The following is a 19,438-nucleotide window of genomic DNA, read 5'->3' on the forward strand; positions in this document are numbered from 1 at the left end:
GCCCTGAATGCCATAACGGGCCTGAGCCTGTTTGTAGGTGAGCTCGCCTTTTTCAATCTGCTCGACCAGCGCCAGTTTAAAAGTCAGCGAGTAATCGCGCTGTGTCCGTTTCACACCTTGTCCCATCGGGGTCTCCATTTATTGAGGGGAAAGGTGTAAACCATATTCAGGACGGGACATAGCCATAAAAAAGGCCGCTCGATGAGCGGCCTTTTATCAGTGCAATCAGGACTTAGCTGTCGCGGCGCTTGTTGCCACCGAACTTGCGATCCTTGTTGAAGCCACCTTCACGGCGCTCCCCGCTCTTGTTGAACGGACGGTCACCGGCAGGACGGCGATCCTTGTTGAAAGGACGGTCCTTGTTGAAGGCAGGACGATCACTGGAAGGACGGGGGGCAGTGTTGGTGCCGGCCGGTACTTCGGTGTAGCGAGTGATCTGCAACGGACGCTGGCAGACACGGGCCTTCTTGATCACTTCCAGCACATCGGCTGTCATGCCCTTGGGCAGATCGACGGTGGAGAAGTCATCGGCGATGTCGATGTTGCCGATGAAACGGCTCTCGATGTTCGCTTCGTTGGCGATGGCGCCCACGATCTGGCCCGGCTTGACGCCGTGATGGGCACCCACGTCTACGCGGTAACGCTCCATCTCTACGTCAGGATTGTCTTTGAGCGGGCGCGGCTCCAGGGACGGCATGCGACGGGCAGGACGATCACCACGGTCGGCGAAATCACGGGGAGCACGATCACCGAAGTCACGGCGCTCGAACTCACGGCCAGCACGATCGCTTGCCGGTTCAGTGATGGAGTCATCCAGCAGCAGCGGTTGGTCACCTTGCACCAGCTTGGCCAGGGCGGCAGCCAGCTCCAGCGGATCGGCAGAATCTTCTTCGATCAGCTCGTTCACCAGGTTCACGTAGATCTCAAGCTCTTCGCCCATCATGGTTTCCCGGATGCGCTCCTTGAACTTGGTCATGCGGTGCTGGTTGATGTCCTCGGTGCTCGGCATCTTCATCGGCTCGATGGCCTGACGAGTGGCGTGCTCGATGGCGCGCAGCATGCGGCGCTCGCGAGGAGCCACGAACAGGATGGCCTCACCCTTGCGACCGGCACGGCCGGTACGGCCGATACGGTGAACATAGGATTCGGTATCGTACGGAATGTCGTAGTTCACCACGTGAGTGATGCGCTCGACGTCCAGACCACGGGCGACGACGTCGGTAGCGATCAGGATGTCCAGCTGGCCTTGACGCAGCTTGTCAACGGTACGCTCACGCAGCTTCTGCGGGATGTCACCGTGCAGGGCTTCACAGGCGTGGCCACGAGCGGCCAGCTTGCCGGCCAACTCTTCGGCGGCATTCTTGGTGCGCACGAAGACCAGTACGGCTTCGTACGGCTCTACTTCCAGCAGACGGGTCATGGCGTCCAGCTTATGCAGACCGGTTACCTGCCAGTAACGCTGACGGATGGTCGGTGCAGTGGACGTCTTGGAGACGATCTTGATCTCTTTCGGCTGCTTCAGGTGCTTCTGGGCAACACGACGGATCTGGTCCGGCATGGTGGCGGAGAACAGGGCAACCTGACGGCCGGCCGGGCACTGATCCATGATCCAGTCCACGTCGTCGATGAAGCCCATGCGCAGCATTTCATCGGCTTCATCCAGCACCAGTGCTTTCAGACCGGAGAGATCCAGGTTCTTGCGACGGATCAAGTCCATCACACGACCCGGGGTACCCACGACAACCTGAGCACCACGACGCAGGGCGCGGGTCTGGGTTTCGTAGGAGGAACCACCGTAGATCGGCAGGACATGGAAGTCCGGCATGTGCTTGGCGTAACGTTGGCACGCCTCAGCAACCTGCAGCGCCAGTTCACGGGTCGGTGCCAGCACCAAAACCTGGGTGTTACGGTTACCAGCTTCCAGACGAGACAACAGAGGCAAGGCAAAAGCAGCGGTCTTCCCTGTACCGGTTTGCGCCTGCCCCAGCAGATCGTGTCCCGCCATCAGGTGGGGGATTGCTGCGGCCTGGATGGGAGACGGGCGCTCATAGCCCACGTCCTGCAGCGCTTTCAATACAGGCGCGGCCAGTCCAAGCTCACTAAAAAGGGGCAGTTGTTCGGTATCAGACATAGATTCGATTCTTCCAGATTAAGGCAGGCGGCTAACACCGCGGAATAGCAAAAAGGCGGCGATTATAGCGCCACTTTGTTCTGCTGTCTTGAAAAATGTGATAAGCATCTCAAGACGTTGGCAATTATAGAGGGATCTCGCGACTATGGCTTGCTTATTTTGCACGCATGGTGCGTTATTGCGGATCACTCCTCACGAAAGTCCTTGTCCCGCTTGTGTTTGAGCACGGCCATGGTCAGCCGGCTGGTGCACAACAAACGCATCCGTTCATCCCGGATCTCGATCTGCCACACCTGAGTCGTCGCCCCCAGATGCAAGGGGGAACAACGCCCCGTCACCACCCCTTCCCGCTTGGCCCGCAGATGGTTGGCATTGACCTCCAGTCCCACGCAATAGCTGTCTTCCCCGACCGCCATATTGGCCGCCAGTGACCCTAGCGTCTCCGCCAGCACCACCGAGGCTCCCCCGTGCAACATGCCAAGGGGCTGGTGGGTGCGGTGATCCACCGGCATGCTGGCCTCCAGCCAGTCGGGGCCAAAGTCCGTGTAACGGATGTCGAGATGGGCCATCAGGGTATTGCGGGAGCTGGCATTGAGCCCGTCGAGGCTCATGGGTTTGCGCCAGATGGGGGCGATCTCTTGACTCATGACAGTCAGACTCCTTATGTGATTAATGAGTATGATCAATGGGTTGCCATTAACGATATCAAAATGGCCCGGGTCAGCGCAAAACGGTTTGATAAGAAATGCCCCGACAGGGGCATTGAACGAAGCAATCGGCCTCACCAGGGCCAGGTCAGCGTCACCAGGGATAGGTGACCCCAGGCCACTCGTCCCAGGGGATTTCCCGCCCCGGCAGGCAGGGCGCCGACCAGTGCCAGACCTTGCCAAGCCAGGCGCGCAACTCGCGCTCCAGCTCGCCATCGCTGAGCGGTGCCTCGGCCACCTTCCAGAAGAACAGCTCCACCTCCACCTCCGGCAATACCGAGGGGTAGAGATAGACCCCGCCCCAGAACTGGGGCTCCCGCTCCGGGCTCCACAGGCCATAGGCGAAGGAGCGCTTGGCCAGAAACTCCGAGCACTGCCACTCCAGATCGGCCTCGTGCTGACTCAGGCTGAAATTGGCGGAGGGCCAAACGTCGTCTCGGCGAAACAGCCGATGCAACTGCTCGCGCTCCCGCAGCATGGCCACAAACTCCACCACCGCCTGGGTCGGGCTGGTCGGCAGCAGCAGAAAGTGCGGATGCCGACAGGCTTGCGGCACCCGAAACCGCTTGGGCAACGTCAGCATCAGAGCAGTTCCAGCAGGGCCTGCAACGGGTGCTTAAGTTTCTCCCCCTCCATCCGTTTCACCTGGCTGCGGCAGGAATAGCCGGTGGCCAGACAACGCTCCTTGGGCAGACGGGAAAGCGGCTCGGCCCAGCTTAAGGAGTAGATCCCCTTGGAGTTGTCCACCTGCTTGGCGTCGTGGCCATAGGTACCGGCCATGCCGCAGCAACCGACCGATACCGGCTGCAGCCGGGCGCCAAAGCGCTGGAACAGCGTGCTCCAGTCACCGTGAGTCGAGGGCTTGGCGGTCTTCTCGGTGCAGTGGGCGAACAGATACCAGGGCTCGGTCTGCTCGCCATCCACAACTTTGGCTTCAGGGGCGGGCAAGGTGTCTGCAGGTAAAGAGAGCAGCCACTCCTGGGGCAGCAGCACCTGGAAGTCGCCACGGGCGGCGCCCAGCGCCTTCACATACTCATCCCGATAGCAGAGCACCAGGGAGGGATCCACCCCCACCATGGGGATGCCCAGGGCCGCGATCTTGTTGAGGAACTGGGCACTGTTGGCCGCGGTGCGGGCGAAGGCACGCAGGAATCCCTTCACGTGTTGCGGCTTGCCGTTGGGCTTGAACGGCAGCAGATAGGGTTGATAGCCCAGCTTGCTGGCGAGTCTCACCAGGTCGCGCACCACGGGGGCATCGTAATAGCTGGTGAAGGGATCCTGCACTATGAGTACCACTTTGGCACGCTGCTCCGGGCTCATGGCCTCCAGGCCCGGCAGATCGAAGTAGCGGGCGCGGTGATCGCGCAGGGCGTCGGCCAGGGTCGGCACCGAGAGCAGCGGCACATCCACCATGCCGATGCTCTTCTCGGTCGCCTTCTGGGCCCACTCCTTCTCCAGGAAGAAGTTGACCAGTTTCGGCGCCTTGGCCAGCAGCGGCGCATAGCTCTCGACGGTGCCGACGAAGTAATCCTTGGGACCACGCAGATAGCGGCTGTGATAGAGCTGCATGAAGCGGGCGCGGAAATTAGGCACATCCACCTTGATGGGGCACTGGCTGGTGCAAGCCTTGCACGCGAGACACCCCTCCATCGCCTCCATCACCTCGTGGGAGAAGTCATACTGGCCACGGGCGCGGGCCACCGTATTGCGGAACTTGTTGACGATGGCCTTGATGCGCAGTCCGCCGCTTTGCAGCGCCACCTCTTCCGCGAGGGGATCGAAGCCCTGCTCCGCCAGCTGGCGCAGCCATTCGCGCATCAGGCCCGCCCGGCCTTTCGGCGAGTGGCGCCTGTCCTTGCTTATCTTGACCGAGGGACACATGGGGGAGTCGGTCTCGAAGGTGAAGCAGAGGCCGTTGCCGTTGCAGTCCATGGCGCGGGTGTAGCTTGTCCGCACCGCAATCGGGATCTGGCGGTCGAACTTGCCGCGCTTGGGGCCGTCTACCGACACTAGCTCGGCGCCGCTGCCATAAGGTATACAAATTTTGCCGGGGTTGATGCGGTTGTCGGGGTCGAAGGCCCCCTTCACCCGCTGTAACTCCTCCCACAGCTCGCCGAAGAAGGCGGGGCTGTACTCGGAGCGGAAACCCTTGCCGTGCTCGCCCCACATCAGGCCACCATATTTGGCGGTGAGCGCCACCACCTGATCCGAGATGCGGCGCAGCAGCACCTCCTGCTCGGGATCGCACAAGTCCAGCGCCGGCCGCACGTGCAGCACGCCGGCATCGACGTGGCCAAACATGCCGTAATCGAGGCCATGGCCGTCGAGCAGGGCGCGAAACTCCATGATGAAGTCGGCGAGGGATTCCGGCGGCACTGCGGTATCTTCGGTGAAGGCCACCGGCTTCTTGCGCCCCTCGGCGTTGCCGAGCAGCCCCACCGATTTCTTGCGCATGCCGTAGATGGTCTCGATGCTCGGCAGGTGGCTGCACACCTGGTAGCCGATGATGCCGGCCTCGCCGCGCGCCAACAGCCCATCGATGCGCCGGCACAGCTCGGCCACCTTGGCCTGGTGCTCGGCTTCGTCGGTGTCGGCAAATTCGACGATGTTGAGCCCCTGCAGATCCTTGCCGGGCACGTCCTCAATGAACGCCTTGACCGAGTGCCAGATGATGTCGGCGCGGGCCAGTCCCAGCACCCGGGAGTCCACCGTCTCCACCGACAGGGCGTGGGCCTGCACCATGAAGGGGGCATTCCTGAGGGCCGAGGGGAAGCTGTCGTACTTGACGTTGACCAGGGTGCGATAGCGCGGAATGGCCGTGATATTGAGTCTGGCCTCGGTGATGAAACCGAGGGACCCTTCAGAGCCGCACAACACCCGACTCACATCGAGGGTGTCGCTGTCGGGCTGATAGAGATGCTTGAGATCGTAACCGGTCAGGAAGCGATTGAGCTTGGGGAAGATCGCCTCTATGTCGGCGCGGCGCTCCTTACCGATGCGGTACAGGGTGCGGTAGATCTCCCCTTCCCGATTCTCGAGGGCCAGCTTGTCGGCCAGACGCGAGCCGGTGACAGGCTCCGTGGTCATGAGATCGCCGTTCTCCAGCACGGCTTTCAAGCCCAGCACGTGATCCGAGGTCTTGCCGTATACCAAGGAGCCCTGCCCCGAGGCATCGGTGTTGACCATGCCCCCTAAAGTGGCGCGGTTGGAGGTGGAGAGATCCGGCGAGAAGAAGTAGCCGTGGGGTTTCAAATAGGCGTTGAGCTGATCCTTGATCACCCCGGCCTGGGCCCGTACCCAGCCCTCCTCCAGATTAATTTCCAGGATCTGGTTCATATGGCGCGAGAGATCGACGATAATGCCGCCGCCCAGGGACTGGCCATTGGTGCCGGTGCCGCCGCCGCGAGGGAAAAAACTCAAGGCGGCATAGGCGCTCTCCTGAGCCAACCTGAGCATGACCGCAATGTCATCCGCGCTGCGCGGATAGAGAACCGCCTGAGGTACGACCTGATAGACGCTGTTATCCGTCGCCATCGCCAACCGGCTTGCATAAGACTTTTCGATATCACCACGAAATGCGCTGCGTCCTAGCAACTCAAGAAACTGCAGGGTTGTGGGTGACAAACTGTCCTGGTAATCGAGTCTCGGGATCATGAATCCTTGTTCCCATCCTTTGCTTGATGCCGGAACTCCGGCGACAACGACCGCCAGGCCCGCCTCTATCGGGCTGCCTTGGCCGATCCGCTCACTGAGCGGGCAGTATATCAGCTAGAAAACCGCTTGCGCTCTGCAATCTTCACCATTTGAAAGGAGGACTTTTATGGCTCACCACAGCCATGTTATCAGTACGTTTGTCAGCACCGAGAAACAGGCTCTGACCCTGTCACTGTTCGGCTGCATCAGCTTCGCCATCTTCGGGATCGGCTACGGCCTGTTCGTCGGTTCCAACGCCATCATGCTCGATGGCATCTTCACCCTGTTCAGCATGGGCATGACGGGTTTAGGGTTAATCACCGCCTACCTGGTGACCCGCCCCTCCGACGATCGCTTCCAGTACGGCTACGCCCACTTCGAACCCATCACCAATGTCATCAACGGCACCGTCATCCTGCTGCTCTGCCTCGGCGCCTTCTATAGCGGCATCACCTCCTTGCTGGAGGGCGGACGGGAGATCGATCTCGGCCACGCCCTCATCTACGCCGCCGTCTGCACCTTCTTCTGCGCCATCATCTATCGGATCGAGGCCGGCGTCGCCGAGCGGCTCGACTCCGAACTGGTGCGAGTCGACTCCAAGGAGTGGCTGGTCGACACCCTGCTCAGCGCCACCCTGCTCATCGGCTTCGTGGTCGCCATCGGCCTCGAGGCCATCGGTTACGGCCACTACAACCGCTACATAGACCCCGTGCTGGTCACCCTGCTCGCGCTGTGCGCCACCCTGATCCCCATCAAGGTGCTGAGCCGCAACCTGCGGGAGGTGCTCAAAGTGGCACCCAAGGGGGATGTGCCCCAGCGGGTCGAGCACGAAATAGAGGCCCTGCGTCAGCGCCATGGCATCGAGTGCTACAGCCATCTGGCCAAGAGCGGGCGCCGTTTCGATCTAGAACTCAACATCCTGGTCGCCCCGGATCAGGAGTGGCCCGTCGAGCGCCAGGACGCCCTGCGCCAGGAGCTCTGGTCCCGCCTCGGCGACACCCTGGGCGATGCCTGGCTCTCGGTCTGCTTCACCCGCGAGAAGCGCTGGCTCTGACCCGCGTTTCGCCAATCCATGCCACGCGGGGCCCGGCCCCGCGTGTCTATGTGGCGTATCGGTCCCGGCGATGCCATGGCGCGGCGCCACGCCCCCATCGCCCAAGCCTTCCACTGCCCAGCCGCCATCGTTCTCTCCACTTTTTGTGCTTTCCCCTCATGGCTCAATATGATCTGAATAGGGATATCTCCCGGCAGAAATACGTGCCCCGCGGATAAGGAATCAAGAAGCATTATCAGCACCAAAAATAAATAACAAAAAATTCGTTGCTAAAATTAAGTGTCGCGGTTATTTATTTCCGGCACGGATGAAAGGCTATCGCCGCTCGACAATGGAATTGTTACCCGTCGGAAAAATAAAATAATAAATAACGTATCATTTTACAGTTAAGGTAATGTCCATGAAGAAAATACTGATGACAGTCATAACCCTGACCATGGTGGGCACGGCCCATGCCGCGCTTCCTCAATTGAACTATCAGTGTCCGGGCCAGATCCAGATGCACAGCGATGAAGGCGGCTCCGTCTATATCAACGGCCAGGCAGCCAAGCTCAAGAAGTACAGCGATGACTTCTATGAGGCCAAGGGCGCGGGCGTGACCCTCTCCATCAGCAAGACTGGGAGCCAATACGATGTCTCCTACACCCGCAAGAAAGCCTCTGGCATCTGCCAACCTGTCTCGGGCACCGTGGCCAAGAGCACCCCTGCCAGCAAGGCCAGCCCTGCCGAGAAGGCCTGCCTGAAGGCGGTCTCTGACAAGACCAAGGTGGCCCAGAGCCAGCTCAAGGTGACCGATGTGATGGACTCCGAAGCCGGGGTCGGTGTCACCATTCAGGTGCCGGGCGCCGATGCTCCCTGGTCTTGCCTGAGTGACAAAAACGGCCGGGTTCAGGGCGCCGCCTATACCGGCAACTGATCCGCATGGGAGCCGCGCCCTGCGCGACTCGCCATAAACGATGTGTGATTCCAAACGAGGAGGCATGGCCTCCTTGCTTTATTTATCGGGTCTTATTTTGCGACTGACTATCGTCACATTAGTAAATTCGGCGTTAACGAAAGAATAAAGACTCTATATTTACTCGATGTTAACAGACGCCTGTTTAAGCCATTTGCCATGGCATTTAAATATTCCCTCCAGGAAGGATGAGACATATTTAGTTACAATTTTTAGTCTGGCCAGATAATCACCAATATGATCCGAGATCCTGCCTGTCGATAATGGTGACTCCCATGCATAGGTTTTATGGCTATGGCAAGATGCCGCCAGATCGTTGGCACAGTTTTCAGCTCCGGGTTACAACCTGAATATAAAGAGTACCGTTTGCCGCCGCCCTGCCCGGCACAGGCCCCTGCACCCCCCACGGACGGCACCGATGAGCGCGGCCGCGAGATGAGATGGCCAACCAGCACCGATCGCGACCTTAGATCCTCATCACCCCTCTTGCCAAATCAGCGACAGCCGTTATCATCAGGGCTCATTTTTCACCCGAGGTTTTATTGCCCATCATGGACAATCCCCGAAGTTGCCCTTCGATTTTTCCCATCAAAGCTTATCTTTACCTGCTCAATCAGCGCCTCTGAACCGCCTCTGTGTTTTGCATTGCCACGGCCCTTGCCGTGACTGACATCCACTGCGTCTGTTTTTATTGAGGTTTATGACATGGAATTCTTGCTGGACCCTTCTATCTGGGTCGGTCTCTTTACCCTGATCATCCTGGAGATAGTGCTCGGGATCGACAACCTGGTGTTCATCGCCATCCTGGTGAAAAAATTGCCCCCCGCCCAACGGGACAGGGCCCGCATCATAGGCCTGTCGCTGGCACTGCTGATGCGCCTGGGGCTGCTGAGCGTGATGTCCTGGCTGGTGACCCTGACCCAGCCCATCCTGCAATGGGGTGAACTCTCCTTCTCCGGTCGGGATCTCATCCTGATGGGGGGCGGCCTGTTCCTGCTGTTCAAGGCCACCACTGAGCTGCACGAGCGGCTCGAAGCCAAGCCCGAAGAGCATGGCCAGGTCGGCGTCTACGCCGGTTTCGGGGTGGTGATCGCCCAGATCCTGGTGCTGGATGCGGTCTTCTCCCTGGACTCCATCATCACCGCCGTCGGCATGGTGGATCACCTCGGCGTCATGATGGCCGCCGTGACCATCGCCATGGTGGTGATGGTGCTGGCCTCCAAGCCGCTGACCCGCTTCGTCAACGCCCATCCCACCGTGGTGGTGCTCTGCCTGAGCTTCCTGCTGATGATCGGCTTCAGCCTGGTGGCGGAAGGTTTTGGCTTCCACATTCCCAAGGGTTATCTCTACGCCGCCATTGGCTTCTCGGTGCTGATCGAGTTCTTCAACCAGCTGGCCCAGCGCAGTGCCCAACGCCATGAGTCCAGGCAGCCCCTGCGTGAACGCACCACCGCCGCCATCTTCAAACTGATGGGGGGCAGCAAGCACGGCGCCCACCCGCAAGAGGATGAAGCAGAGGAGCAGGACAGACCCCTGCCCCTCAGCTTCGGGGAGGAGGAGCGTTACATGGTGACCGGGGTGCTGTCCCTTGCCGAGCGATCCATCCGCACCATCATGACCCCCCGCGCCGAGATGGAGTGGATCGATGTCAATGACTCCATCGACGAGATCCGCGCCCTGCTGCAGCGGGCCCCTCACAGCCTGTTCCCGGTCTGCGATGGCGGGCTGGACGATCTCATCGGGGTGATCAAGGCGCGAGATCTGCTGTTCGCGCTCAACGAAGGGCAATCCTTGAGCGAGCTCGCGCGCCAGAACGATCCCGTCATAGTACCGCAGACCATCAACGTGATCCGGCTGCTGGCGGAGCTGCGTCAGGCCAGGGGCAGCCTCATTCTGGTGACCGACGAGTTCGGCATCATCCAGGGGCTGGTCACCACCCACGATCTGCTGGAAGCCATCGTCGGCGAACTGCCGGACGAGGACGAGACCCCCGACGTGGTACGCGAGGGGGAAGGCTGGCTCATCAACGGCAGCACCAACATCCATCAGGTGGAGCAGGCGCTGGGGATCGACGGTCTGGTGAGCGAGAGCGACGAGTACGTGACCCTCGCAGGCATGCTGCTCTCCCACTTCGGCAGCCTGCCCAGCATGGGTCAGCAGCTGCGGCTCGGCCAGTTCTGCTTCGAGGTGCTGGCGGTGAGCGAGCGGCGCATCGAGCGGGTGCGCGTCACCCCGCAGAGCCTCTGACTCTCTGACGAGAGCAGATGCAGCTGATAACGAAGAGAGGGAGGCATAGCGCCTCCCTCTCTTTTTTCATCTCCGCTCTGCCCCATCCAGATGAGCGTCATCAGTGCACCGCAATCCGGTGGCCTCTTTGCTTGCTCCAGCGCTATTGCTGCACGACTGGCAATTCTCTTCTGCGATTGCCCCTCTTTTTCACAATGACATCCGGACGTAGAGTGGCCCCAATCCCAAATGAGGAATTCAAGATGAGCCACGACAACCTGTTCTGCCCCCTGCGCCTCGGTCAATTGCACCTGAACAACCGTATCGTCATGCCCCCCATGACCCGCTCCCGCGCCAGTCAGCCGGGTGACGTGGCCAACGCCATGATGGCGACCTACTACGCCCAGCGCGCCGAGGCCGGCCTCATCGTCTCTGAGGGCACCCAGATCGATCCCCTGGGCAAGGGCTATGCCTGGACCCCGGGCATCCATAGCGCCGAACAGGTAGCAGGCTGGCAGCTGGTGACAGACGCGGTGCACGCCAAGGGCGGCACCCTCTTCGCCCAGCTCTGGCACGTGGGCCGGGTCACCCACCCGGACAACATCGGCGGCGCCCAGCCCATCTCGGCCTCCGCCATCCCGGCCGCCGGGGTCCGGGTGTTCGTCGATAACGGCAGCGACGCCCCCGGCTTCGTGGAAACCGCCACCCCGCGCGCCATGACTCAGGACGACATCGATGCGGTGGTCGGCCAGTTCCGCCAGGCGGCCCGCAATGCCATGGACGCCGGTTTTGACGGCATCGAGCTGCACGCCGCCAACGGCTACCTCATCAACCAGTTCCTGGACTCCGAGTCCAATGCCCGCACCGACAACTACGGCGGCTCTCTTGAGAACCGGCTGCGCTTCCTGAAAGAGGTGACACAAGCGGTCAGTGCCGAGATAGGGGCAGACCGCGTGGGCGTGCGTCTGGCCCCGCTCACCACCCTCAACGGCACAGTGGATGCGAATCCGGAGCAGACCTATCTGGCTGCCGCTCGCCTGCTGGGGGAGCTCAACGTCACCTATCTGCACATCGCCGAGGCGGATTGGGACGATGCCCCCCTGATGCCGGAGAACTTCAAGCAGGGGCTGCGGGCGGCCTTCCCCAACACCCTCATCTACGCGGGCAAATATGATGGCGAGCGGGCGCGTGCCGCCCTCAAGGCGGGCTGGGCCGACATGATTGGCTTCGGTCGCCCCTTCGTGGCGAACCCGGACCTGCCAAACCGGCTGCGCCACGGCTACCCCTGGGCCCCCCACGATCCGGCCACCCTGTTTGGCGGCGCCGAGCAGGGGCTCACCGATTACCCGACCTATCAAGCCGAGACAGAGTCCCAGCCAGCCTGATCCGGTCCCCCGTGCCAGTCACAAAAACAGCGCACCCGCCATCGCGGGTGCGCTGTTTTTTCAGAGGGCCTGATAGACGCAGGCACTGCCCGCCGCTCAGCAAGCGAAACCCCATCCCTCTCCTGCCGAAGGCCGTCACTGACGTCCGTTTCCTAGATAGAGACACCGTGACTGGCCCCGTGGGCATGAATGTCGTGGGTCAGCCGCGCCTTGTCCGCGAAGCCGAGCCAGCTCGCTTCCACCGCGTTGAGGCTGAGCCGGCAGAGCTGCGCCCGGCTGGCGCCGAGATCCCGGGCCAGCGCCTGGAAATTGGCCCCCAGGTAGCCGCCGAAATAAGCAGGATCATCTGAATTGATGGTGATACATAGCCCCCGCTCCAACAGGGTTAGCACATTGTGCTGCCTCATGTCCTCGAACACCTTGAGTCGGGTGTTGGAGAGCGGGCAGACGGTGAGCGGCAGCCGGGTGTCGGCGAGGTAGCGCAGCAGCGCAGGGTCATCGACGCAGCGCACCCCGTGGTCGATGCGCCTCACCTGCAGCTCGTTGATGGCCTGCCAGATGTAAGACGCCGGCCCCTCCTCCCCGGCATGGGCCACCACCGGCAACCCCAGCGCCCTGATCTCGGCAAAGACCCCGGCAAACTTGGTCGGCGGGTTGCCCAGCTCCCCCGAATCGAGCCCGACCCCGTGAATGCGCGCGAGATGGGGTTCGGCCTCGGCCAGGGTGGCGAAGGCCTCTTCCTCGCTCAAGTGGCGCAGGAAGCTCATGATCAGCCGCCAGCTGATGCCGAAGGTCTCTTCGCCTTCCTGCAGCGCCCGCTCTATGCCGCCGAGGACGGTGGCGAAGGGCACACCACGGGCGGTATGAGCCTGGGGATCGAAGAAGATCTCCACGTGTACCACCCGCTCGGCGGCGCAGCGCTTCAGATAGGCGAAGGTGAGATCGAAGAAATCCTGCTCGGTACGAAGCACGCTGGCACCCAGGTAGTAGAGATCGAGAAAGGATTGCAGGCAGTCGAACTCGTAGGCGGCCCGCACGCGCTCGACATCGGGCCAGGGCAGGGTCACGCCGTTGCGGGCGGCCAACGCAAACATCAGCTCGGGCTCCAGGGTGCCCTCAATATGCAGGTGCAACTCCAGCTTGGGCAAGCCGGCAATAAAGTTATCCATGGTGGCGGCCTCCTTGTCAGACTCCGGGCGCTCAGGCGGCTTGGACACCGGCTGCACGCCCCTCCATCACCATTGTGCACCCATCCCGTGCGCCGGGGGAGACTTGTCATCAAAGCGTCTTATAATGGCGGCACAAAAACCATAACCGATTGAAGACATTCGAGGTTGGCCATCGCCTCCCCCCTACAAGGAGTCCCTATGAAGAAAAACGTCATCTGCGATATCGACGGCGTCATACTGCACAACAACGATCTCATCCCCGGGGCCGACCGCTTCGTGCACCGCCTGCTGGAGCAGGGCAGCAAGCTGCTGTTTCTCACCAACTACCCGGCCCAGACCCAGAAAGATCTGCAGAACCGCTTCCGCTCCGCCGGCATCGAGGTGCCCGAGGAGTGCTTCTATACCTCCGCCATGGGCACCGCCGACTTCCTCAAGCGCCAGGATGGCAAGAAGGCCTATGTGATCGGCGAAGGAGCCCTGACCCACGAGCTCTACAAGGCCGGCTTCACCATCACCGACATCGACCCCGACTTCGTGGTAGTAGGCGAGACTCGCAACTACAACTGGACCATGATGCAGCTGGGCGCCAAGTTCGTGGATCAGGGGGCGCGCTTCATCGCCACCAACCCGGACACCCACGGCCCCATGATGTACCCCGCCTGCGGCGCCCTCTGCGCCCCCATCGAGCGGATGACCGGCAAGAAGCCCTTCTACGTGGGCAAACCGAGCGCCTGGATCATCCGCGCGGCGCTCAACCGGATGGAGGCACACTCCGATGACACCATCATAATCGGCGACAACCTGCGCACCGACATACTGGCGGGCTTCCAGGCCGGCCTGGAAACCGTGCTGGTGCTCTCCGGCGTGAGCAAGGTGGCGGACATCGACCGCATGCCATTCAGACCGAACCACATCTTCGACTCAGTGGTCGACATCGATATCGTCTGATCCCGCTTCCCGGGTCGCAGGACGGCCCCTCTTGGCAAGGCAGGGCAGATCGTTTAACTTAAACGCAACATCGTTAAGAAAAGTAAACGACCGCGGGATCAGGACGATCCCGTTGCCCCCTTAGCCCTTGCAAGGAAGCCCCATGAAGAGCCTGAACGACTGGATCCTGCTGGACGATCACTTCGTCACCCCCACCCCTCTCACCCCACCGACGGATCGCATCAAGTCCGGTAACCCAAGCCAGACCCTGTGGAACCACTACTCGGATCCGAGCCAGCAGTTTCACGTGGGTTTCTGGGCCTGCGAGCCGGGCCGCTGGGCCGTGCACTACACGGAGCACGAATATTGTCAGCTGCTGGAGGGCGAGGCGCTGATCCACGACGGCCAGGGCGGCAAGCTGCACCTCACCCCGGGCAGCCAGTTCATCATCCCGGCGGGCTTCGTCGGCGAGTGGGAGACGCTGGTGGCCTGCCGCAAACTCTATGTGATCTTCGAGCCCGCGGCGGCCTGACGCGCGCGTCAACCCAGCCCCTTCTCACCACCTTATTCTTATGCCGCCAGCTTGACGCTCGCGGCATGATTTTGTGCGGTTTTCCCGCTTGCAAAAGGGTTTTGCGCTAGGCATTGTGATTGGCGAGGAATGTAAATGGAATTTCGAGCCCAAACGTGGGGGGCTCCATAAAAATCAAGAGGATTACCGCCAATGTGTTCTATTTTCGGCATTCTGGACATCAAATCCGATGCAGCAACCCTGCGTAAATCGGCGCTGGAAATGTCCAAGCGACTGCGTCACCGCGGACCCGACTGGTCCGGCGTCTACAGCTCAGACAAGGCCATCCTGGTGCACGAACGCCTGGCCATCGTCGATCCGGGCAATGGCGCCCAGCCGCTCTACAACCCCGAGCGCACTCACGTATTGGCCGTCAACGGCGAGATCTACAACCACAAGGAACTCGAGAAGAACCTCAAGGTCGACTTCCAGTTCCAGACCCACTCCGACTGCGAGGTGCTGCTCGCCCTCTACAAGGAGAAGGGCCCGGCCTTCTTGGACGATCTCAACGGCATCTTCGCCTTCATCCTCTATGACGCCGAGCAGGATGCCTACCTGATTGGCCGCGACCACATGGGGATCATCCCCCTCTATACCGGCCGCGACGAGTACGGTAACTTCTATGTCGCCTCCGAGATGAAGGCCCTGGTGCCGGTGTGCAAGAGCGTCGAAACCTTCCCGCCCGGACATTACCTCTGGAGCAAGGATGGCGAGCTCAAGCAGTGGTACCAGCGCGACTGGATGGAATATCAGGCGGTCGAGCAGAACGTCAGCGACAAGGCGGAGCTCAAGGCCGCGCTGGAAGCGGCGGTCAAGCGCCAGCTGATGTGCGACGTGCCCTACGGCGTGCTGCTCTCCGGCGGCCTGGATTCCTCCGTCATCTCCGCCATCACCAAGCTCTACGCCGCCCGCCGGGTGGAAGACGATGGCAAGAGCGAGGCCTGGTGGCCGCAGCTGCACTCCTTCGCCGTCGGGCTGGATGGCTCGCCGGACTTGGCCGCCGCCCGCAAGGTGGCCGATCATCTCGGCACCATTCACCACCAGATCCACTTCACCGTGCAAGAGGGTCTGGATGCCCTGCGGGACGTCATCTATCACCTCGAGACCTATGACGTCACCACCATCCGCGCCTCCACGCCTATGTACCTGATGGCGCGCTACATCAAGGCGATGGGCATCAAGATGGTACTCTCGGGCGAGGGTTCGGACGAGCTGTTCGGCGGCTACCTCTATTTCCACAAGGCGCCGAACGCTAAAGAATTCCACGAAGAGAACGTGCGCAAGCTCGCCTCCCTGCACCTCTATGACTGCCTGCGCGCCAACAAGTCCATGGCCGCCTGGGGCGTGGAAGGCCGCGTGCCCTTCCTCGACAAGGAGTTCATGGACGTGGCGATGCGCCTGCAGCCCGCCGACAAGATGTGTGGCAACGGCAAGATCGAGAAGCACATTCTGCGGGAAGCCTTCGAGGAGCTGCTGCCCCACGAAGTGGCCTGGCGCCAGAAGGAGCAGTTCTCCGACGGCGTGGGTTACTCCTGGATTGACAGCCTCAAAGCCATGGTCGAAGTCGAGGTGACGGATCAGATGTTCGAGGCGGCGGCGTTCCGCTTCCCCATCAACACTCCGCTCACCAAGGAGGCCTACTACTATCGCGCCATCTTCGACGAGCACTTCCCGCTGGAAGCGGCCGCCCGCACAGTACCTTATGGCAAGTCGGTCGCCTGCTCCACTCCCACTGCTCTTGAGTGGGATGCCAAGTTCAAGGAGATGGCCGACCCGTCCGGTCGCGCCGTGATGGATGTGCACCAGCAGAGTTACTGATCACACCAGCGGACAGAGCCCGACCAAACAACAAAGCCCCTCTCGAGGGGCTTTGTTTTTCTAAGTTCGCAACTTAAACACATCAATGAAAAAAACCAACTCTCTCTGATCGTTTACCTATTAATGTGATGTGTAGTGGTCAACTAAATCCGGACACTTGGTTAGGCCGATCCTCGGCTTTTGCTGGCGCGATCCCGTCATTGTGTTGATGTGGACGGCGCCAGTTGTAGTAATCCATCAGGTAGTAACTGATATCCCGCTTCGCCTCCCGCAGGTTCATATATCCCGTTGTCGGGAGCCACTCTGTCTTCAGACTCCTGAACAACCGCTCCATCGGTGCGTTATCCCAGCAGTTGCCACGCCGACTCATGCTCTGGGTCATGCGATAGCGCCACAGCCGTTGCCGAAACGCACGGCTGCCATATTGGCTGCCCTGATCGGAGTGAAACAGTACGCCTGATGGGCAACCTCGTTGCTGATAGGCCATCTCGAGCGCTTTTATTGCCAGCTCTGCATCAGGTTTGTCAGACATCGCCCAACCCACGACCCGGCGGGTATGAAGGTCGAGCACCGCGGCCAGGTAATACCAACGACCAGCGGCCCAGACGTAGGTGATATCGCCACACCACACCTGATTGGGTTGCTGGACATCAAATTCACGGGCCAGCAGATTGGGAATATCCGGTCGCTCAGACCGGGCGACCTGATAGCGATGAGCGCCGGGTTGCTTGGATACCAGACCGGTCTCTTTCATCAGACTGCGCACTTTGAATCGGCCAATCTGATACCCCAGCGCTCGCATCATCGACATCAAGGCGCGGCTGCCCGCTGAATCACGGCTCTCTTTGAACAAGCGGCGCAACTCACTACGCTGTTGCAATCGCTCACGGTTAATCGTCCGCTTGCGAGCCAGATAGTCGTAAAAACAGGATGTTGGAACATCGAAAGCGCAGCAGACCAGAGTGATGGGGGCTTGCTCTCTTAATCGGTCTATCAGCGCGTACGAGTGAACTCGTCCGCCATCAAGAGAGCCGTAGCCTTTTTTAGAATGTCCTTTTCGCGCTCGAGGCGGTTGATGCGGGCTTCCAGCTCCTGGATTTTCTGCTGCTCCGGGGTCAGCGCTTTGCCGATTGGGGTGGTGCCGGTTCGTTCGGATTGAAGCTGCTGAACCCATCGGCGAAGTATGGTTTCACCGACATCCAGTGAACGGCTGGCTTCGGGGACAGAGTATCCCTGGTCGAGTACCAGGGATGCGGCTTCGAGTTTGAATTCAGCAGTAAATGAGCGACGTAATCTTGTCATTGAACACCTCTGATCTTGGTGGCGACTGTACCACCTAAAATGGTGTCCGGGATGATTAGACCACTACAGTATAGCAACGTTGTTGTCGAGTTGACCCTGGCGTTCCTATTTTTCCGGCCTCAACGCATGGTGACAAACTCTTCCGCGCTGGTGGGATGAATGGCGATGCAGTTGTCGAAGTCGGCCTTGGTGGCTCCCATCTTCATGGCCACACCAAAGCCTTGCAGTATCTCGTCCATCGCAAAGCCGATGCCGTGCAGGCCGACCACCTTCTCCTCGGGGCCGACGCAGACCAGCTTCATGCGGGTGGGCTGGCGGTGCTGGGTCAAGGCCGAATACATGGCGGTGAACTGGCTGCGATAGACCTTGACCTGGCTCTCGCCATACTCGGCGATGGCCTCCGGCTCGGTCAGCCCTATGGTGCCTATGGGCGGGTGGCTGAATACCACTGTCGGCACCAGATCGTAGTTGAGGTGCTCGTTTGGCTTGTTGTTGAACAGCCGCTCCGACAGGCGACGGCCGGCGGCGACGGCCACCGGGGTGAGCTGGATGCGGCCGGTGTTGTCACCCACCGCATAGAGGTTGTCGGCATTGGTGTTCTGGAACTTGTCGGTCGGGATATAGCCCTTGTCATCCAGCGCGATGCCGGCGGCAGAGAGGTTTAGATTGTCGGTGGCGGGGGCACGGCCTATGGCCCAGATCAGGCAATCCACGGTGAGGTGGCGGCCATCTTCCAGCTGCAGGGTCAGGCTGTCGTCGGCGTTCTTGATCACCGCTTTAGGGATGGCATGGGTATGCAGCTTGGGGCCTTCGGCAGCCATGATCTCCACCAGGGTCTCCTGGATCATGGGATCGAAGTTGCGCAGCGGACCCTGCTTGCGTACCACCAGATGGGTCTCCGAGCCCAGCGCCTGCATCACGCCGGCGATCTCGACGGCAATATAGCCGGCACCGACTACGGCGACCCGCTTCGGCTGCTCTTGCAGGGCGAAGAAGCCGTCTGAGTCGATGCCGAGCTCGGCGCCTGGGATATTGGGCACCTCGGGGTGGCCGCCGGTGGCGATCAGTATGTGATCGGCCGTGTAGTGCTCACCATCCACTTCGACTGTGTTGCCGTCGACGAAACGGGCGAACCCCCGGATGACGGTGATCTGGTTCTTGCCGAGCACGTTCTCGTAGGATTGATGAATGCGGCTGATATAGGCCTGGCGGGATTCCACCAGCTTGGCCCAGCTGAAGTGGTTGAGTGTGGTGTCGAAACCGTAGTCGGCGCCATATCTCAGGGCATCGGCGATCTGGCCGGCATACCACATGGCCTTCTTGGGGACGCAACCCACGTTGACGCAGGTGCCGCCCAGTGCCTTGGCTTCGATCAGGGCGACTTTCTTGCCATACATGGCCGCCCGGTTGGCCGAGGCGATGCCGCCGCTGCCGCCGCCGATGGCGATGTAGTCAAAATGCTGTGCCATGGTAGGTTCTCCGCTTGTGAAAAATGCTGTC

Annotated in this window: 15 protein-coding genes; 7 read left to right on the plus strand and 8 right to left on the minus strand. The window is 60.8% G+C overall.

The features are described from left to right. From LG30_RS22065 to ydiJ, 5 genes are all read right to left on the minus strand, one after another. The coding region (locus LG30_RS22065) for a hypothetical protein (RefSeq protein ID WP_033130849.1) at positions 1-126 on the minus strand (126 nt) is incomplete at its 3' end. A gap of 106 nt (positions 127-232) precedes the next feature. Further along, a complete protein-coding gene (locus LG30_RS0111480) occupies positions 233-2,131 on the minus strand; it encodes a DEAD/DEAH box helicase (protein WP_033130850.1) in 1,899 nt (632 codons plus the stop codon). Positions 2,132-2,316: 185 nt separating this feature from the next. Continuing rightward, positions 2,317-2,778 carry a hotdog fold thioesterase gene (locus LG30_RS0111485; protein WP_033130851.1) on the minus strand — a complete coding sequence of 154 codons (462 nt, stop codon included), beginning with the start codon at positions 2,776-2,778 and terminating at the stop codon, positions 2,317-2,319. Between the two features lie 154 nt (positions 2,779-2,932). Beyond that, complete coding sequence (locus LG30_RS0111490) at positions 2,933-3,421, minus strand: hypothetical protein (protein WP_033130852.1); 489 nt, start codon at positions 3,419-3,421, stop codon at positions 2,933-2,935. Further along, the gene (gene ydiJ, locus LG30_RS0111495; RefSeq protein WP_033130853.1) at positions 3,421-6,492 is read right to left on the minus strand and encodes a D-2-hydroxyglutarate dehydrogenase YdiJ; all 3,072 of its coding nucleotides are present in this window, start codon (positions 6,490-6,492) and stop codon (positions 3,421-3,423) included. Before ydiJ ends, LG30_RS0111490 begins: the two co-directional genes overlap by 1 nt. 166 nt (positions 6,493-6,658) lie before the next feature. Between ydiJ and LG30_RS0111500 the strand changes: the two genes are divergently transcribed. From LG30_RS0111500 to LG30_RS0111515, 4 genes are all read left to right on the plus strand, one after another. Continuing rightward, a complete protein-coding gene (locus LG30_RS0111500; protein WP_033130854.1) occupies positions 6,659-7,585 on the plus strand; it encodes a cation diffusion facilitator family transporter in 927 nt (308 codons plus the stop codon). A gap of 400 nt (positions 7,586-7,985) precedes the next feature. Further along, the gene (locus LG30_RS0111505; protein WP_033130855.1) at positions 7,986-8,501 is read left to right on the plus strand and encodes a hypothetical protein; all 516 of its coding nucleotides are present in this window, start codon (positions 7,986-7,988) and stop codon (positions 8,499-8,501) included. Between the two features lie 744 nt (positions 8,502-9,245). After that, complete coding sequence (locus tag LG30_RS0111510) at positions 9,246-10,787, plus strand: TerC family protein (RefSeq protein ID WP_033130856.1); 1,542 nt, start codon at positions 9,246-9,248, stop codon at positions 10,785-10,787. 242 nt (positions 10,788-11,029) lie between these two features. Continuing rightward, the gene (locus LG30_RS0111515; protein ID WP_033130857.1) at positions 11,030-12,151 is read left to right on the plus strand and encodes an alkene reductase; all 1,122 of its coding nucleotides are present in this window, start codon (positions 11,030-11,032) and stop codon (positions 12,149-12,151) included. 152 nt (positions 12,152-12,303) lie between these two features. Here the strand turns inward: LG30_RS0111515 and LG30_RS0111520 are convergent, their stop codons facing one another. After that, on the minus strand, positions 12,304-13,320 hold the full coding sequence (locus tag LG30_RS0111520) for an adenosine deaminase (RefSeq protein WP_033130893.1): 1,017 nt from the start codon (positions 13,318-13,320) through the stop codon (positions 12,304-12,306). Between the two features lie 198 nt (positions 13,321-13,518). Between LG30_RS0111520 and LG30_RS0111525 the strand changes: the two genes are divergently transcribed. The 3 genes from LG30_RS0111525 to asnB all read left to right on the plus strand — a co-directional run bounded on the left by LG30_RS0111525 (position 13,519) and on the right by asnB (position 16,636). Beyond that, the gene (locus LG30_RS0111525) at positions 13,519-14,268 is read left to right on the plus strand and encodes an HAD-IIA family hydrolase (protein WP_033130858.1); all 750 of its coding nucleotides are present in this window, start codon (positions 13,519-13,521) and stop codon (positions 14,266-14,268) included. A 142-nt stretch (positions 14,269-14,410) separates the two neighbouring features. Continuing rightward, on the plus strand, positions 14,411-14,779 hold the full coding sequence (locus tag LG30_RS0111530) for a cupin domain-containing protein (protein WP_033130859.1): 369 nt from the start codon (positions 14,411-14,413) through the stop codon (positions 14,777-14,779). Between the two features lie 192 nt (positions 14,780-14,971). Further along, positions 14,972-16,636, plus strand: coding sequence for an asparagine synthase B (asnB, locus tag LG30_RS0111535; RefSeq protein ID WP_033130860.1), 1,665 nt, complete (start codon positions 14,972-14,974; stop codon positions 16,634-16,636). Positions 16,637-16,775: 139 nt separating this feature from the next. Here the strand turns inward: asnB and LG30_RS21585 are convergent. After that, a protein-coding gene (locus tag LG30_RS21585) for an IS3 family transposase (RefSeq protein WP_152599216.1) occupies positions 16,776-17,938 on the minus strand; the annotation gives its coding sequence in 2 pieces (ribosomal slippage) (positions 16,776-17,683 and positions 17,683-17,938; 1,164 coding nt in all). Positions 17,939-18,057: 119 nt separating this feature from the next. Then, the gene (gene gorA, locus LG30_RS0111550) at positions 18,058-19,407 is read right to left on the minus strand and encodes a glutathione-disulfide reductase (RefSeq protein WP_033130863.1); all 1,350 of its coding nucleotides are present in this window, start codon (positions 19,405-19,407) and stop codon (positions 18,058-18,060) included. Positions 19,408-19,438: the final 31 nt, after the last annotated feature.

The sequence above is a fragment of the Aeromonas aquatica genome (assembly GCF_000764655.1).
GTDB lineage: Bacteria > Pseudomonadota > Gammaproteobacteria > Enterobacterales > Aeromonadaceae > Aeromonas > Aeromonas aquatica.

Bases quoted from the DNA above. Each gene is read 5' to 3' on its own strand.
- LG30_RS0111480 (WP_033130850.1), bottom strand. From the start codon at position 2,131: ATGTCTGATACCGAACAACTGCCCCTTTTTAGTGAGCTTGGACTGGCC.
- LG30_RS0111485 (WP_033130851.1), bottom strand. From the start codon at position 2,778: ATGAGTCAAGAGATCGCCCCCATCTGGCGCAAACCCATGAGCCTCGAC.
- LG30_RS0111490 (WP_033130852.1), bottom strand. From the start codon at position 3,421: ATGCTGACGTTGCCCAAGCGGTTTCGGGTGCCGCAAGCCTGTCGGCAT.
- ydiJ (WP_033130853.1), bottom strand. From the start codon at position 6,492: ATGATCCCGAGACTCGATTACCAGGACAGTTTGTCACCCACAACCCTG.
- LG30_RS0111500 (WP_033130854.1), top strand. From the start codon at position 6,659: ATGGCTCACCACAGCCATGTTATCAGTACGTTTGTCAGCACCGAGAAA.
- LG30_RS0111505 (WP_033130855.1), top strand. From the start codon at position 7,986: ATGAAGAAAATACTGATGACAGTCATAACCCTGACCATGGTGGGCACG.
- LG30_RS0111510 (WP_033130856.1), top strand. From the start codon at position 9,246: ATGGAATTCTTGCTGGACCCTTCTATCTGGGTCGGTCTCTTTACCCTG.
- LG30_RS0111515 (WP_033130857.1), top strand. From the start codon at position 11,030: ATGAGCCACGACAACCTGTTCTGCCCCCTGCGCCTCGGTCAATTGCAC.
- LG30_RS0111520 (WP_033130893.1), bottom strand. From the start codon at position 13,320: ATGGATAACTTTATTGCCGGCTTGCCCAAGCTGGAGTTGCACCTGCAT.
- LG30_RS0111525 (WP_033130858.1), top strand. From the start codon at position 13,519: ATGAAGAAAAACGTCATCTGCGATATCGACGGCGTCATACTGCACAAC.
- LG30_RS0111530 (WP_033130859.1), top strand. From the start codon at position 14,411: ATGAAGAGCCTGAACGACTGGATCCTGCTGGACGATCACTTCGTCACC.
- asnB (WP_033130860.1), top strand. From the start codon at position 14,972: ATGTGTTCTATTTTCGGCATTCTGGACATCAAATCCGATGCAGCAACC.
- gorA (WP_033130863.1), bottom strand. From the start codon at position 19,407: ATGGCACAGCATTTTGACTACATCGCCATCGGCGGCGGCAGCGGCGGC.